This window comes from Rhodovulum tesquicola, from assembly GCF_024128855.1.
Lineage (GTDB): Bacteria > Pseudomonadota > Alphaproteobacteria > Rhodobacterales > Rhodobacteraceae > Rhodovulum > Rhodovulum tesquicola.
Genome location: NZ_JAMYDV010000001.1, coordinates 414,268 through 428,761, shown reverse-complemented (window position 1 = coordinate 428,761; position 14,494 = coordinate 414,268). Strand labels below are relative to the sequence as shown.

At 68.2% G+C, this 14,494-nt stretch carries 14 protein-coding genes; 6 read left to right on the top strand and 8 right to left on the bottom strand.

Features of this window, described 5'->3' with window-relative positions; translation table 11 throughout:
• Positions 1 to 35 precede the first annotated feature (35 nt).
• From NHN26_RS01995 to NHN26_RS01975, 5 genes are all read right to left on the bottom strand, one after another.
• Entirely contained in the window at positions 36 to 3,464 is a 3,429-nt protein-coding gene (locus NHN26_RS01995; protein WP_253087844.1) for an efflux RND transporter permease subunit, read from the bottom strand.
• 3 nt (positions 3,465 to 3,467) lie between these two features.
• Complete coding sequence (locus tag NHN26_RS01990; RefSeq protein WP_253087843.1) at positions 3,468 to 4,925, bottom strand: efflux RND transporter periplasmic adaptor subunit; 1,458 nt, start codon at positions 4,923 to 4,925, stop codon at positions 3,468 to 3,470.
• A 100-nt stretch (positions 4,926 to 5,025) separates the two neighbouring features.
• Positions 5,026 to 5,568, bottom strand: a complete 543-nt coding sequence (gene moaB / locus NHN26_RS01985; protein ID WP_253087842.1) for a molybdenum cofactor biosynthesis protein B — start codon at positions 5,566 to 5,568, stop codon at positions 5,026 to 5,028.
• A complete protein-coding gene (locus NHN26_RS01980) occupies positions 5,565 to 6,170 on the bottom strand; it encodes a metallophosphoesterase family protein (RefSeq protein ID WP_253087841.1) in 606 nt (201 codons plus the stop codon). The genes moaB and NHN26_RS01980 overlap by 4 nt, the downstream gene beginning before the upstream one ends.
• The gene (locus NHN26_RS01975) at positions 6,167 to 6,955 is read right to left on the bottom strand and encodes a uracil-DNA glycosylase (RefSeq protein ID WP_253087840.1); all 789 of its coding nucleotides are present in this window, start codon (positions 6,953 to 6,955) and stop codon (positions 6,167 to 6,169) included. The genes NHN26_RS01980 and NHN26_RS01975 overlap by 4 nt, the downstream gene beginning before the upstream one ends.
• A gap of 103 nt (positions 6,956 to 7,058) precedes the next feature.
• Between NHN26_RS01975 and NHN26_RS01970 the strand changes: the two genes are divergently transcribed.
• The 5 genes from NHN26_RS01970 to NHN26_RS01950 all read left to right on the top strand — a co-directional run bounded on the left by NHN26_RS01970 (position 7,059) and on the right by NHN26_RS01950 (position 10,815).
• Positions 7,059 to 8,015 (top strand): aspartate carbamoyltransferase catalytic subunit, encoded by a 957-nt coding sequence (locus tag NHN26_RS01970; protein ID WP_253087839.1) that lies wholly within the window; start codon positions 7,059 to 7,061, stop codon positions 8,013 to 8,015.
• A complete protein-coding gene (locus NHN26_RS01965) occupies positions 8,008 to 8,442 on the top strand; it encodes a hypothetical protein (protein ID WP_253087838.1) in 435 nt (144 codons plus the stop codon). The genes NHN26_RS01970 and NHN26_RS01965 overlap by 8 nt, the downstream gene beginning before the upstream one ends.
• Positions 8,439 to 9,713 (top strand): dihydroorotase, encoded by a 1,275-nt coding sequence (pyrC, locus tag NHN26_RS01960; protein WP_253087837.1) that lies wholly within the window; start codon positions 8,439 to 8,441, stop codon positions 9,711 to 9,713. Before NHN26_RS01965 ends, pyrC begins: the two co-directional genes overlap by 4 nt.
• A gap of 6 nt (positions 9,714 to 9,719) precedes the next feature.
• Positions 9,720 to 10,328 carry a glycerol-3-phosphate 1-O-acyltransferase PlsY gene (gene plsY, locus NHN26_RS01955; RefSeq protein ID WP_253087836.1) on the top strand — a complete coding sequence of 203 codons (609 nt, stop codon included), beginning with the start codon at positions 9,720 to 9,722 and terminating at the stop codon, positions 10,326 to 10,328.
• A gap of 151 nt (positions 10,329 to 10,479) precedes the next feature.
• Positions 10,480 to 10,815 (top strand): EamA family transporter, encoded by a 336-nt coding sequence (locus tag NHN26_RS01950; protein WP_253087835.1) that lies wholly within the window; start codon positions 10,480 to 10,482, stop codon positions 10,813 to 10,815.
• Positions 10,816 to 10,824: 9 nt separating this feature from the next.
• On the opposite strand, the gene NHN26_RS01945 is transcribed toward NHN26_RS01950, so the two are convergent.
• The 3 genes from NHN26_RS01945 to NHN26_RS01935 are packed head-to-tail and all read right to left on the bottom strand — an operon-like array spanning position 10,825 to position 13,508.
• Positions 10,825 to 12,195 carry a glutamate--cysteine ligase gene (locus NHN26_RS01945; RefSeq protein WP_253087834.1) on the bottom strand — a complete coding sequence of 457 codons (1,371 nt, stop codon included), beginning with the start codon at positions 12,193 to 12,195 and terminating at the stop codon, positions 10,825 to 10,827.
• 60 nt (positions 12,196 to 12,255) lie between these two features.
• Positions 12,256 to 12,777 (bottom strand): hypothetical protein, encoded by a 522-nt coding sequence (locus NHN26_RS01940; RefSeq protein WP_253087833.1) that lies wholly within the window; start codon positions 12,775 to 12,777, stop codon positions 12,256 to 12,258.
• The gene (locus NHN26_RS01935; RefSeq protein ID WP_253087832.1) at positions 12,774 to 13,508 is read right to left on the bottom strand and encodes a 16S rRNA (uracil(1498)-N(3))-methyltransferase; all 735 of its coding nucleotides are present in this window, start codon (positions 13,506 to 13,508) and stop codon (positions 12,774 to 12,776) included. Before NHN26_RS01935 ends, NHN26_RS01940 begins: the two co-directional genes overlap by 4 nt.
• Positions 13,509 to 13,521: 13 nt before the next feature.
• Between NHN26_RS01935 and ubiA the strand changes: the two genes are divergently transcribed.
• Positions 13,522 to 14,487, top strand: a complete 966-nt coding sequence (ubiA, locus tag NHN26_RS01930) for a 4-hydroxybenzoate octaprenyltransferase (RefSeq protein WP_253087960.1) — start codon at positions 13,522 to 13,524, stop codon at positions 14,485 to 14,487.
• Positions 14,488 to 14,494: the final 7 nt, after the last annotated feature.

The following is a 14,494-nucleotide window of genomic DNA, read 5'->3' as shown; positions in this document are numbered from 1 at the left end:
GCCAAGGACATTGCAATCTTGCGGGCAGGAATCCTTCAGGAATTCTGCGTCTGGCCCGGGCTATGCCCTCCGGCTCGCACCATTGCGCGAGCAGCAAGCGCGTAAGCCACCACCAGGACGATGGCTCCACCGCCAAGGAAAAGCAGCAACGCCGCCGCCATCGGCCGATCGGCCAGCATCGGCAACGCCGCGGCCAGCGGTCCGGGTAGTGCGCCCGTCACAAGCACCGGCCCTGCCGTTGCCGCGAAAAGGGCCGCAAGCCCCAGCGCGGCCGACGCTGTAGTCCGCCCCACGGCACGCGCCCGACCGCCACGCGAATGCCCGCGAAGTGCATGGCGCAACGCGCGGATCTGTCGGCTGACATCCTGCTGCACCGCCAGAAGCGCCGGCACCACCAGAAGGACCAAGAGCATCCCGAAGCCCAGCCCGTAGACCAGCGTTATGACCGTCGGCTTCAGGAACTGCGCCTGTTGCGACTTCTCGAACAACAGCGGCATCAGCCCCAGCACGGTCGTCAGGGTGGTCAGCAGCACGGGGCGCAGCCGGTCGGCGGTCGCATCCACGATCGCGGGGATCAGGCCGCGCGAGCGGGCGTAATCGTCCACCGTGCTGACCAGCACGATCGAATCGTTGATGATGATGCCGACCATCCCGATCAGCCCGACCACTGTGAACATCGACATCGGCACGTCCCAGGCCATGTGGCCATAGATCGTGCCCACCAGCCCGAACGGGATGATCGCCATCACCACCACCGGCCGCGACCAGCTTGCGAAGATCCAGGCCAGCGTCAGGTAGATGCCGATCAGCCCCAGCCCCAGCCCCAGCCGGGCATCGGCCATGAAGTCCTGTTCCTGCTCGGACAGGCCCGCCATGCGCCAGGCGACGCCCAGATCGCTTTCGATCCGGGGCAGGACCACCTGTTCCAGCTCGCGCATGATCTCCTCGGCCCGCGCCGGATCGTCCTCGGACAGATCGCCCGCGACCGAGACCACGCGCAGCCCGTTCTCGCGCCGCACGGTCGAGAACCCGGTGCTGCGCTTGACCGAAACGATATCGGCCAGCGGCAGGTAGTCGCCCGAGGGCGCGCGCAGAAGCGTGCGCTCCAGGAAATCCGCCGTCAGCTCGCCCGCGGGCAGTTCCACCCGGATCGCGGCCGAACGCGGCCCGTCGGGATAGGTCGCGGCCTCGATCCCGTTCAGCCGGTGACGCAGCACCCGGCCCAGCTCCTCGATGGTGAAGCCCAGCGCCGCGCCCTGCGCCGTCAGGTCGAGCAGCAATTCCTCCTTGTCATAGGCCATGCTGTCCTCGACCGCCGAAACCTCGCCATACTGGGCAAGGGCCGATTTCAGCGCCTCGGCCGCGGACTTGAGCGTGGCGGCATCGGCGCCGTAGAACTGCACGTCCAACGCATCGCCACCGGGGCCCGACCGCCAGCCGCGGAAGCTGACCGTCTCGGCCATCGGGTGCTCGCGCACCTCGTCCTGAAGATCGGCGACGAACTGGAACGAGGAATAGGACCGCAGATCCGGGTCGATCAGTTCTATGGCGATCGAGCCCAAGAGGTCGGTATCCTTGACATCGGCCCCTGCCATCCCGCGCCCGGCATTGCCGCCGATCTCGGCGATGGCGTAATCGACCGGGTTGCGGCCATGCTCGGCCTCGTAGCGGGCCGCGACGGCCTGGGCGGCGCGCTGCATCTCGCGCATCATTTCCAGCGTGTCCTCGCGGCTGGCGCCGGGCAACATCGCGAAATTACCGGTGACCGAGCTTTGCTCGGGCGCGTTGAAGAACCGCCAGGACACATCGCCCCGGATCAGCAGCGCCACCTGGCTGGCCAGCAGCAGCACCGTCAGCGCCAGCACCGGGTAACGTGCCCGGATCACCAGGACCATGAAGGGCCGGAACAGCCGGTCGCGCACCCAGCGGAACCCGCGGTTGAAGGCGCGCGAGGGGGCGTCATACCAATGTTCCTTTGCCGTATGGGCCAGCGCATGCGCCATGTGATGCGGCAGGATCAGGAAACATTCCACCAGCGAGGCGACCAGCACCGCAATCACGGTAAAGGGGATGTCGGCGATCATGTGGCCGAAGCGTCCCCCGATCACGACCAGCGCAAGAAAGGCGATGATCGTGGTCAGCGTGGCCGAGAAAACCGGCGCGGCCATCCGCCGGGCGGCATTCTCGGCGGCCTCGACGGGCCCTTCGCGCAGGCGGCGGGCACGGAAGTCGGCATGTTCCCCCACCACGATGGCGTCGTCCACGACGATGCCCAGCGTGATGATCAGCGCGAACAGCGAGATCATGTTGATCGTCAGCCCGAAGGCATACATCAGCGCCACGGTGGCCAGCATCGCCACCGGAATGCCCGCCGCGACCCAGAAGGCGGTGCGCGCGTTCAGGAACAGGAACAGCAGCACCAGCACAAGGCCAAGCCCCATCAGCCCGTTGTTCAGCAGGATGTCGAGTCGGCCCGAGATGTATTCGGCGCGGGTGCGGATCAGTTCGACCGAGACGCCTTCGGGCAGGGTGGTGCGCAACTCGGCCGCCACGGCCTCGACCCGGCGCTGCAACTCGATCGCGTCGCCCCGGTCCGAACGGTCCACCCGGATCGTGATGGCGGGTTGATCGCCCACGAAATAGGCCCGCTGGCGGTCGACGCCCTCGACCCGGACGGTGGCGACATCGCTTATCCGCAGCGTCGAGCCGTCCGCGTTCGAACGCAGCACCAGCGCCCCGATCTGCTCGGCGCTGCGCTTTTCGGCACCGGTGCGCACCCGCGCGGTGCCGCCCGACACATCGCCCGCAGGCGCAGTCGCGGCCTCGGCGGCGATGACCTGGGCGATCTGGGCCATCGTGATGTCATGCCGGATCAGTTCCGCCGAAGGCACCTCGACCACGGTTTCGGGCGCGGCCAGCCCGCGCAGCGTGGTGCGCGTGACCCCGGCCGCGAACAACCGGGCCACCAGTTCGTCCGCAAGCCGGCCCAACTGGTCCACCGCCACGGGTCCGGTCAGGACGATATCGGTCACCTGATCGCGCCATGACCCGCGGCGCACCTCGGGCACCTCGGCCTCGGCGGGAAGCGTGCGCACGGAATCGACCGCCGTCTGCACATCGTCGGCGGCGCGCGACATGTCCCAGCCCGGTTCGAAATCCAGCGTGATGAAGGCCGAGCCTTCGGTCGCGCGCGACGAGCTTTTCTCGATCCCGTCAAGCGCGATCAGCACGGGCTCCAGCACCTGGACGATGCCGGTATCCACATCCTCGGCGCCCGCGCCTTCCCATTGCACGGTCACGGTGACGCTGTCGATCACCACATCGGGGAAGAACTGCGCCCGCATCCGCGGCGCGGCGGCCAGCCCCGCGACGATCAGCATGACAAGCAACAGGTTCGCGGCGGTGCGGTGGCGGGTGAAATAGGATAGGACCCCGCCGACCGCACTGGGGATCGGGCGCGTCATGGCCTAGCCCCCCATCCGGGATTCAAGCCGCTCGACCACGCGGACAGGCACAAGGTCCTGTTCAAGCTGCGCGCGCACCCGGGCCTTGGCCTCGTCGGGCATCATCGGGTTGGACTCGACAAAGGCGATCAGCGCGGCACGGCGTTCGGGCGACAGCTCGACCGATTCGGGGATGTCCCCGGCAGCCTCGGCACCGGGGCGCAGCGGGCGCACCCGGATCCCCGCGCCCAGAAGCGGCGTGCGCTCGGCCACGACCTCGCGCCCGGCAAGACCCGCGGCGCGCACGATCACGTCGTCCCCCTGACGGCGCAACAACTCGACCTGAACGGCCTCCAGCCGGTCATCCTCGCCCAGAACCAGCACCTGCGACGCCGCATCCAGCGCGGTCGCAGGCAGGCGCGCGACGCGGTCAAGCGGCGGTTCCTCAAGACGCACGGTGACGAAATCGCCCGGCCGCAAGCCCGGCGCGTTGTCGAGCCGTGCAAACAGCAGCCGCCCGGCCTGCCCCTGCGCAACCGCGCCGCTTTCGCGGATCAGTTGGCCCGCCGCGGTCAGATCGGCGCCGAACACGTCCAGCACAGCGGTCACCGGGGCGGGGCGCAGCGCGCCCTTGTCGTCCAGCAGTCGGGTGTATTGCGCGGTCGAGACACGGAACGCGACCTCGAGCGCGGAGGGGTCGATCAGTTGCGCCACCCGTTCGTTCGGCGCAACCAGCCCGCCCTCGACCAGCGACACCTCGGCCAGCGTTCCCGAGAAGGCCGCGTAAAGCTCGGTATCGGCCAGCGCGCGCTCGGCCTCCGCCAGCCGGATGCGCGCCCGGGCCAGCGCGTTATGCGCGGTTTCCACCGCGGCCTCGGCCTGCGCCTCGGCCTGCCGACGCGCGACCACGGCCTGCGCGGCGGCAGAGGCGGCCAGCGCGGTATCCTCGACGGCGGCATCAGTGCCCACGCCACGGGTGCGCAGGTCCTGCTGGCGGGCCAGCGCCTGCGCGCGCAGCCGGGCCTGCTCCTCGGTCGCGGCCAGTTCCTCGCGCGCCAGGATCAGCTTGCGCTCGGCATCGCGCAGATCGGCCTCGGCGGCGGTCAGGTCGGACTGCGCCACATCGCGCGCCCATTGGGTATTCGAGGGGTCGACCCGCAGTATCAGCTCGCCCGCCTTGACGCGACCGCCTTCCTCGAACGCGGGATGAAGCTCCACCACCCGGCCGCCCGCCTCGGCGCGCAGATCAAGGGTGCGGCGCGCGCGCACCTCGCCAAAGGCGGTCAGCACCGGCGATATGGTCTCGGGCGTCACGGTCACGACATTCGCCGCGAAGACACGCTCGCGGGCGGGGCGCTGGCCGGGCTGATCGGCAAGGCGGGCCTGAATGGCCGAACTGACCATGTGCCCGGCCCAGGCCAGCAGCCCGAAAGTCAGGGCGACAAGGAACAGCCCCACAAGGCTGCGGCGGAGAAATCTCATCTGCCAATGTCCTTTCCCGGCCGGTCAACCCGCGCCCGTGCCACAGCAATAGCGCCTGCCGGGCCCGGCACCCAACACATATGCGTTACGCGCGATGTATCTATTTCCGTCGCCGGTGTTCGTCGAGCCGGGGAAAAATCTCGACGAAATTGCAGGGCCGGTGGCGATAGTCGAACTGGTGAACAAGGATCTCGTCCCAGGCGTCCTTGCAGGCGCCGGGGCTGCCGGGCAGCGCGAACAGATAGGTGCCGTTCGCCACACCCCCGGTCGCGCGGCTTTGCACCGCCGATGTGCCGATCTTCTGCATCGAAACGATGGTGAAGACGGTCGCAAACGCCTCGATCTCCTTTTCATAGACGTCGCGATGCGCCTCGACCGTGACATCACGGCCGGTCAGCCCGGTGCCGCCGGTGGAAATGACGACGTCCACGCCCGGATCGGCGCACCAGTCGCGCAGTTGCGCGGCGATCTGGTCGCGTTCATCGGGCAGGATCGCGCGGGCGGCAATGACATGGCCCGCGGCCTCGATCCGATCGACCAGCGTCTGGCCCGAGCGGTCTTCGGCAAGGGTGCGGGTGTCGGACACGGTCAGCACGGCAATGCGCACGGGGATGAAGTCCTTGGTCTCTGTGCCGTGGCTCATGGCCGGGCTCCGATCTCGAACCAGTTGACCCTGGGGCCCAGGTTGACCACGCGCGTCGCGCCGATCATGCCCTCGCGCCCCCAGCAATCGTGGATATGCCCGCAGACCGCAAGCTGTGGCTGCACCCGGGCGATGGCATCGCGGATCGCGGTCGAGCCGACCGAGAACCATCCCCCCGTGACATCGGCGATGCCCTTGGGCGGCGAATGGAACACCATCACATCGGCAGCCTCGCACGGGGCCAGAAGCTCTGCCGCCGCCTCCTCGGTCAGGTCGCAGGACCAGTCGCCGAAGGGCGTGACCGGCACGCCATAGCCCAGCCCGAACAGCTTGAGTCCGCCGATCTCCAGACCCTCGCCATGCAGCACATGCGCCCCGCCCGGCGCGGCCGCGCGCAGTTCGTCCGCACTTTCGCAATTGCCGGGCACCATGACGAAGGGCGCGGCGATCCCCGCAATCATCACCATGGCCTGATCCAGACCGTCGCGGCGGTTGCAGAAATCGCCCGCGCCGATCACCAGGTCAGCCCCGGACGAGGCGGCGACCAGCGCGGCGGCTGCGTCCTCCGAGATATGGAGGTCGGAAAAGGCGAGTATCTTCATGCGGTCTCCCTCAGACGGGCCTGAAGCATCAGAAGGTCATGCCAGGCTTCGCGTTTCGCAATCGGATTGCGCAGCAGATAGGCCGGGTGGAACATCGGCAGCACCGGCCGGCCAAGCGCCTGCGCCCAATGCCCGCGCAACCGGGTGATGCCCTTGCGGCCCAGCAGAGCGCCGCAGGAATGGTTGCCCATCAGCACCAGAACCTGCGGGTCGATCAGCGCCACATGGCGTTCCAGGAAGGGCAGCATCATCGCCACCTCCTGCGGCTCGGGGTCGCGGTTCTGCGGCGGACGCCAGGGCAGGACATTCGTGATGTAAAGCGCGCGGGCGGGCTCGGCAGCGGCGCGGTCAAGGCCGATGCAGGCGAACATCCGGTCCAGAAATTTCCCGGCCGCGCCGACAAAGGGCTTGCCCTGGATATCCTCGTCCCGGCCCGGCGCCTCGCCGATGACCATGACGCGGGCGGCCGGGTTGCCGTCGGAAAAGACCAGCGATTTCGCGCCCTTCTTCAACTCGCAATGCTCATAGGCGGCAAGGGCGGCGCGCAGCCCGTCACGGTCGGCGGCACCGGCTGCCGCCGCGCGGGCGACAAGGACCGGATCGGCCTCGGGCGCGGGCGCAACCGGCATGGCGGGCCTGGGGGTCTGCAGCGCAACGGCCACGGGCGCCACGGGCGCGGCCTCGTAGCGGTTGACCGGCGTCTCGCCGATCGCCTCGGTCGCGCCCAGTTCGATCTGCCATTCCAGCAGCGCCAGCGCGGTGTGGGGGTCGATCCCGGAATCCATCGCGCAAGGCTAGGGCGCGACCGGGGCGGCGGCAATGGCCATCGCGTCCCTTGCCGGGGACAGGCGCGCTTTCTATAAGCGGGGCGATCAGGTCGGAGGCCCCATGACGTTCCGTTTCCGCCACCTTCTGGGCATCGAGCCGCTGAAGGCAGACGATATCCGCACCATCCTGGATCTTGCCGATCAATATGTCGATCTCAGCCGGGGCGCGTCGAAACATTCCGACGTGCTGGCCGGGCTGACCCAGATCAACATGTTCTTCGAGGCATCGACCCGGACCCAGGCCAGTTTCGAGATCGCGGGCAAGCGGCTGGGCGCGGATGTGATGAACATGTCGATGCAGGCGTCCAGCCTGAAGAAGGGCGAGACGCTGATCGACACCGCGCTGACGCTGAACGCGATGCATCCCGACCTGCTGGTGGTGCGCCATCCGCAATCGGGCGCGGTGGATCTGCTGGCGCAAAAGGTCAATTGCGCGGTGCTGAACGCGGGCGACGGGCGGCACGAACACCCGACCCAGGCGCTGCTGGACGCGCTGACGATCCGCCGCGCCAAGGGGCGGCTGCACCGGCTGACGGTGGCGATCTGCGGCGACATCGCTCATTCCCGCGTGGCGCGCTCGAACATCCTGCTTCTGGGCCGGATGGAGAACCGGGTGCGGCTGATCGGCCCCGCAACGCTGATCCCCGCCCGGGCCGCCGAATTCGGCGTCGAGGTCTACGAGGACATGCGCGAAGGGCTGGCAGGGGCCGATGTGGTGATGATGCTGCGGCTACAGAAGGAACGGATGGATGGCGGATTCATCCCCAGCGAGCGCGAATACTACCACCGTTTCGGGCTGGACGCCGAGAAGCTGGCGCATGCCAAGGAGGACGCCATCGTGATGCATCCGGGGCCGATGAACCGCGGGGTCGAGATCGACGGCACGCTGGCCGATGACATCAACCGCAGCGTCATCCAGGAACAGGTCGAGATGGGGGTGGCGGTGCGCATGGCGGCGATGGACCTTCTGGCGCGCAGCTTGCGGGCGGAACGCGCGGCGGGGGGTATCCATGTTTGATCCCACCTTGTCGGCCGATCTGGAGGATGGCGAAACCGTGCAGGCGCAGTTCCGCGCCGACCGGGGCACCTATATCAAGGCGCATGCGTTGCTGGCGGCGATCGCCGGTGTGGGGGCGAGCCTGGTGCTGTTGCTGCTGGGCAACCCTTATCCCTGGGTCGGGATCGTGGCCGCGCTTCTCGGGATCGGGGTGCGCGGGGCCTATCTGATCGGCGAGGAACTCAAGGCCACCTGGACGCTGACCGACCGCGCGCTGATGGGACCGGGCGGACGGCGGATCCTGTTCGAAAACATCGACAAGGCCCGCAAGCTGGGCGCCGCGGTGCAGGTCGTCACCCGCTCGGGCGACAAGCACCTGATCAAGTTCCTGGCAGAACCGGATGCAGTCGTGGCGCGGATACTGGCGGCGAAGGGCGCGCGGCGATGAGAACGCTATTTACCAACGCCCGCCTGATCGACCCCGAGGCCGGGACAGACGCGCCCGGCTGGTTGCTGGTCGAGGGCGAGACGATCCTTGCCACCGGCACGGGCGAGGCGGCGCCGGCCGACACCGTGATCGACTGCGCCGGGAACTGCCTTGCCCCCGGGATCGTCGATATCGGCGTCAAGGTCTGCGAACCGGGCGAGCGGCACAAGGAAAGCTTTGGCTCGGCCGGGGCGGCTGCGGCCGCGGGTGGCGTGACCACCATCGTCACCCGCCCCGACACGACCCCCGCCATCGACACGCCCGAGGTGCTGGAATTCGTCACCCGCCGCGGCCGCGATGCCTCGCCCGTCCGGATCAAGCCCATGGCCGCCCTGACCAAGGGGCGCGAGGGGCGCGAGATGGTCGAGATCGGGTTCCTGCTGGATGCGGGCGCGGTTGCCTTTACCGATGGCGACCGGGTGGTCGAGAACACCAAGGTCCTGTCCCGCGCGATGACCTATGCGCGCTCCCTTGGCGCGCTGGTGATCGCCCACCCGCAGGATCCGGGCCTGTCGGACGGGGCCTGCGCGACCTCGGGCAAGTTCGCCTCGCTGCGCGGTCTGCCGGCCGTCTCGCCCATGGCGGAACGCATGGCGCTGGACCGCGACCTGGCTCTGGTCGAGATGACGGGCGTGAAATACCACGCCGACCAGATCACCACCGCCCGCGCCCTGCCCGCGCTGGACCGCGCCAAGCAGAACGGCCGCGACGTGACTGCGGGCGTGTCGATCCATCACCTGACGCTGAACGAACTGGATGTCGGAGACTATCGCACCTTCTTCAAGGTCAAGCCGCCGCTCCGGGCCGAGACTGACCGCGTGGCGCTGGTCGAGGCGGTGGCCTCGGGCCTGATCGACGTGATTTCCTCGATGCACACGCCGCAGGACGAGGAATCGAAGCGCCTGCCCTATGAAGCTGCGGCAAGCGGCGCGGTCGGGCTGGAAACGCTCCTGCCCGCAGCGCTGCGGCTTTACCATGCGGGCGCGATCGACCTGCCGCGGCTCTGGCGGGCGCTGTCGCTGAACCCGTCACGGCGGCTGGGGCTTGCCACCGGGCGTCTGGCCCCGGGCGCACCGGCCGATCTGGTCTGGTTCGACGCGGATGCGCCCTTCGTGCTGGACCGCTTCGCGCTGCGCTCGAAATCGAAGAACACCCCCTTCGACGGGGCGCGGATGCAGGGCCGGGTGCTGGGCACCTGGGTCGCGGGCGCGCGCGTCTTTGGAAAAGGCTGACCCCTCATGCCCATGATCGAAACCGCGCCCCTGACCCTCGGCCTTGTGGCGCTGCTGGCCTATCTGCTGGGGGCGGTGCCCTTCGGCATCGTCATGGCGCGCCTGTTCGGCCTTGGCGATCTGCGCAAGATCGGGTCGGGGAATATCGGCGCAACCAACGTGCTGCGCACCGGCAACAAGCCGGCCGCCTTCCTGACATTGGTGCTGGACGCGGCCAAGGGGGGCATCGCGGTGCTGATCGCGCGCGTGGCGGTCGGCGAGGATGCGGCGCAACTTGCAGGCTTCGCAGCCTTCCTCGGCCATCTGTTCCCGGTCTATCTGGGGTTCAAGGGCGGCAAGGGGGTCGCGACCTTCCTTGGCACCTTGCTGGCGCTGGCATGGCCCGTGGGACTTGCGGCCTGCGGCACCTGGCTCGTGGTGGCTGCCGCGCTGCGCTATTCGTCGTTGTCCGCGCTGGTCGCGGCGGCGCTGTCGCCGGTCTGGGCCATGGTTCTGGGACATGGCGAAACGGCCGTGCTGGCCGCCCTGCTGGCCGCCCTGATCCTTGTCCGCCACGCCGCAAATATCCGCCGCCTGATCGCCGGGACCGAGCCGAAGATCGGCAGGAAGAGCTGAGTCGCGAAGGTCGGGTTTCCCTTACCCTGCGGCATTTTCGCTTTGTCCACGCCGCAGCTGGATCTAATATAAGTTAAGGAAACCTTGACATTTTTGGCAGGCTGCACCGCATGGGTTCGGCTGGTCCCGATCCTTCGCGGGAGGTCGGATCATGGACACGTTGTTCTGGCTGATACTGGCCACGGGCCTGACCGTAGCGGGCGACTATTTCATCAAGCTGGCATCCGACCACGATGACGGGATGACCTCGACGATGTTCCTTGTCGGGGCGGTGTGCTACGGGCTGCCCGCCCTGGCCTGGTTCTTCCTTATGCAACAGCATTCGCTGGCCACGATCGGCGTGCTCTATTCCTCGGCAACGCTGGTGCTGCTGGCGTTGCTGGGCATCGTCGTCTTCAAAGAAGCCGCCTCCTGGCGCGATGCGGTCGGCATCGGACTGGCGCTGGCCGCCGTGCTGGTCATGCACAGCGGGGACAGGGGCGCCTGAACGGCAGGCTCAGTAGCTGAACTCGGCGTAGATGCGGGAGAGATCCCCGTTCCAGTCGCCATGGTAATGCTCCAATAGCTCGTCGGCCGGGGCCTTGCCGGTGTCGACGCTGTCTTCGAGCGCGTGCAGGAAATGGCGTTCGTCCTGCACCATGCCGCCCAGCCCCGGCCGGGCGCGGGCCTTGAGGCCCGAGCGCGCGATCGCGACGACCTCGCTGGCAAGCGCCTGCATGCTGCGGCCACCCACTTCGGCCTGAAGCCCCTGCACCGAGGCCGCAACCCGCCAGGCATCGCGCGTTTGGGCATCCCAGTCCTTGACCAGATCCCAGGCAGCATCGAGCGCGGACTGGTCATAGGTCAGCCCGACCCACAGCGCGGGCAGCGCGCATAGCCGCCGCCACGGCCCGCCATCGGCGCCGCGCATCTCGATGAACTTCTTGACGCGGGCCTCGGGGAAGATGGTGGTCAGGTGATCGGCCCAGTCCGACAGGGTCGGCACCTCTCCGGGCAGCGCGGGCAGGCGACCGGCAAGGAAATCGCGGAAGGACTGGCCCAGCGCGTCGATGTACCTGCCGTCGCGATAGACGAAATACATCGGCACATCGAGCGCGTAATCCACCCAGCGCTCGAAGCCGAAACCGTCCTCGAAGGCAAAGGGCAGCATCCCCGTCCGCGCCGGGTCGAGATCGCGCCAGACGCGGGCGCGCCAGGACTTGTGGCCATTGGGCTTGCCGTCGAGGAAGGGCGAATTGGCGAAAAGCGCGGTCGCGACGGGTTGCAGGGCCAGCGCCACGCGCAGTTTCTGCACCATGTCGGCCTCGGACGAGAAATCGAGATTCACCTGCACCGTGCAGGTGCGGTACATCATCGTCTTTCCCATGGTCCCGACCCGGTCCATGTAGTCGGTCATCAGCCGGTAGCGGCCCTTGGGCATCACCGGCATCTCATCATGCGCCCAGACCGGCGCGGCGCCCAGCCCGATGAAGCCCACGCCGATCTCGTCGGCGACCGAGCGGACCTCGCGCAGGTGCTCGTTCACCTCGTCACAGGTCTGATGGATGGTTTCGAGCGGCGCGCCGGACAGTTCCAGTTGCCCGCCCGGCTCCAGGCTGACGTTGGCGCCGTCCTTTTCCAGCCCGATGATATGCTCGCCCTCGAAGATCGGCGCCCAGCCATAGCGCTGGCGCAAGCCCTGAAGCACGGCCAGCACCGACCGCTCGCCCGCATAGGGAATGGGCTTGAGCGTCGCCTTGTCATAGCCGAATTTCTCGTGCTCGGTGCCGATGCGCCAGGCATCCTTGGGCTTGCAGCCGGCTTCGAGATACTCGGCCAGTTGCGCCACGGACTCGATCGGGCCGCCGCCGGTTTGTGGGATGGACATGGGCGCTGGCCTCCGGGTTCGTTCGCGTCGTTCGGCCTGTCACCTGCGACGGGGGGCGGGTCAAGTCAAGGCCGGGTGACGCTCGCGCCGCCAGACCGTGACCGGTCCCTGGTCCGGGGTCCGGTCGAGTGCCGCGACAATATGGCCGGGGCGGGCGCCCGGCAATGATACGAAAGCATCGAACAGCGCATCGGCCCCCTGCGCCGCGGCCGGGATCGTCACGGTGGGAAAGCCGGATTGCGCAAGCCGCCAGAGCCGGGCGCCATCGGCGTCGAAGACCAGTTCCAGTTCGGTCAGTTCGCTCAGCGCCACGAAGCCGCCATTGCCGGGTGCCAGATAGGTGATCTGCCCCTCGTCCACCTGCACGATGCCCGGCGCCGCCCCGTGCGCCAGAAACCGCAGCCGCCGGATCGCGACATAGGCCAATGCCAGCGACAACAGCAACAGCGCCAGCCCGAGCCCCTGGAAGAACCAGCCGCCGAAGGTGAAGACCCAGCCCCCCGCCAGCGCCATCCCGCCCGCGGCCAGCATCTCGCGCGAGCGATCGAGCAGCGCGCGAATCTCGGGGCGCAGGAAGCTCACCCCCAATCCCCCAGCGCCTGCTGCCACAGCGTCATGGCGGCCACCGCCGCCGTGTCCGCGCGCAGGACCCGGGGGCCCAGGCTGACCGGATGGGCAAAGGGCAGGCCGCGCAGGCGGGTGCGCTCGGCATCCGAAAAGCCGCCCTCGGGGCCGATCAGTATGGCCCAGGGCCCGCGCGGCGCATCGCCCAGCGCCGCCCCCGCCCCCACCAGCGCCTCGTCGCAGAACATCAGCCGCCGCCCTTCGGGCCAGTCGGCCAGCAGGTCGGACAAGCGCCGCAGGTCGCAGACTTCGGGGACATAGGTGCCGCCGCATTGCTCGGCCGCCTCGATGGCATGGGCCTGCAAACGGTCCTGCCGGATCCGCTCGGCATTGGTGAAATCGGTCTGGACCGGGCAGATCCGCGCGGCGCCCATCTCGGCCGCCTTCTCGACGATGAAATCGGTGCGCGCCTTCTTGATCGGCGCGAACAACAGCCACAGATCGGGCGGCAGCCGAAGCGGCCTTGTCTGCCGCTCGCACAGCAGCGCGCCACCGCGCTTGCCCGCCGTGGACACCCGAGCCAGCCATTCGCCCGCGCGCCCGTCGAACGCCAGAACCGCATCGCCAACGCCAAGCCGCATCACGGAAAAGAGATAATGCGCCTGCTCCACCGCCAGAGGAACGGTTTGCCCTTCCCCCAACGGGTGCTCTACATAGAGCCGGATTTTCGCAGACCGGGGTTCGCTCATGGCCACCAGTGATATGTCCCAGACCGGCGAAACGCCAGAGGCCGAAGGCCAAGTCGCAGATGCGGTCCGGGGCAACTGGGTCGACGCCCAGGCGCCGGCCTGGACGCGCCCCTATCTGCGGCTGTCGCGCGCCGACCGGCCGGTGGGGACGTGGCTGTTGCTGATTCCCTGCTGGTGGGCGGTGACGCTGGCCGCGGCCTCGACCGGATTCCTGTGGATCGACCTCTGGATCGTGCTGGGCTGCGCCATCGGGGCGTGGCTGATGCGCGGTGCGGGCTGCACATGGAACGACATCACCGACCGCGAATTCGACGCCAGCGTGGCGCGCACCCGCTCGCGCCCGATCCCCTCGGGGCAGGTGACGGTGCAGAACGCGGTGGTGTGGATGGTGCTTCAGGCGCTGACCGCCTTCCTGATCCTGATCACCTTCAACAACGCGGCGATCTCTCTGGGAATCGCCTCGCTGGTGCTGGTGGCGGTCTATCCCTTCGCCAAGCGCTTTACCTACTGGCCGCAGGTCTTTCTTGGGCTCGCCTTCAACTGGGGGGCGCTGCTGGCCTGGACGGCGCATACCGGCAGCCTAGGTTGGCCTGCGCTGTTCCTTTACCTGTCGGGGATCGCCTGGACGATCTTCTACGACACGATCTATGCCCATCAGGACAAAGAGGACGACGCGCTGATCGGGGTGAAGTCCACTGCGTTGCTGTTCGGAGACCAGACGGCGCTGCGGCTTCAACAGTTCGGAATCGCAAGCGTCGGGTTGATGGCACTGGCGGTTCTGGTCGCGCTGACCCATAGCGCCGGACAGACAGCCGTGATCGTTGGATTGATGGGGGTCGCAGGCTTCGGCGCGCATCTTTACTGGCAATTGCGCAATCTTGACGCGGACGATGCCGAGACCTGCCTGCGACTGTTCCGGGCGAACCGCGAAGCCGGTCTGATCCCGGTGCTGTTCTTTGGTCTTGCAATTCTGGCATGATTGAGCG

Coding starts and splice junctions, on each gene's coding strand:
- NHN26_RS01995 (WP_253087844.1), bottom strand. CDS start 3,464: ATGACGCGCCCGATCCCCAGTGCGGTCGGCGGGGTCCTATCCTATTTC.
- NHN26_RS01990 (WP_253087843.1), bottom strand. CDS start 4,925: ATGAGATTTCTCCGCCGCAGCCTTGTGGGGCTGTTCCTTGTCGCCCTG.
- moaB (WP_253087842.1), bottom strand. CDS start 5,568: ATGAGCCACGGCACAGAGACCAAGGACTTCATCCCCGTGCGCATTGCC.
- NHN26_RS01980 (WP_253087841.1), bottom strand. CDS start 6,170: ATGAAGATACTCGCCTTTTCCGACCTCCATATCTCGGAGGACGCAGCC.
- NHN26_RS01975 (WP_253087840.1), bottom strand. CDS start 6,955: ATGGATTCCGGGATCGACCCCCACACCGCGCTGGCGCTGCTGGAATGG.
- NHN26_RS01970 (WP_253087839.1), top strand. CDS start 7,059: ATGACGTTCCGTTTCCGCCACCTTCTGGGCATCGAGCCGCTGAAGGCA.
- NHN26_RS01965 (WP_253087838.1), top strand. CDS start 8,008: ATGTTTGATCCCACCTTGTCGGCCGATCTGGAGGATGGCGAAACCGTG.
- pyrC (WP_253087837.1), top strand. CDS start 8,439: ATGAGAACGCTATTTACCAACGCCCGCCTGATCGACCCCGAGGCCGGG.
- plsY (WP_253087836.1), top strand. CDS start 9,720: ATGCCCATGATCGAAACCGCGCCCCTGACCCTCGGCCTTGTGGCGCTG.
- NHN26_RS01950 (WP_253087835.1), top strand. CDS start 10,480: ATGGACACGTTGTTCTGGCTGATACTGGCCACGGGCCTGACCGTAGCG.
- NHN26_RS01945 (WP_253087834.1), bottom strand. CDS start 12,195: ATGTCCATCCCACAAACCGGCGGCGGCCCGATCGAGTCCGTGGCGCAA.
- NHN26_RS01935 (WP_253087832.1), bottom strand. CDS start 13,508: ATGAGCGAACCCCGGTCTGCGAAAATCCGGCTCTATGTAGAGCACCCG.
- ubiA (WP_253087960.1), top strand. CDS start 13,522: ATGTCCCAGACCGGCGAAACGCCAGAGGCCGAAGGCCAAGTCGCAGAT.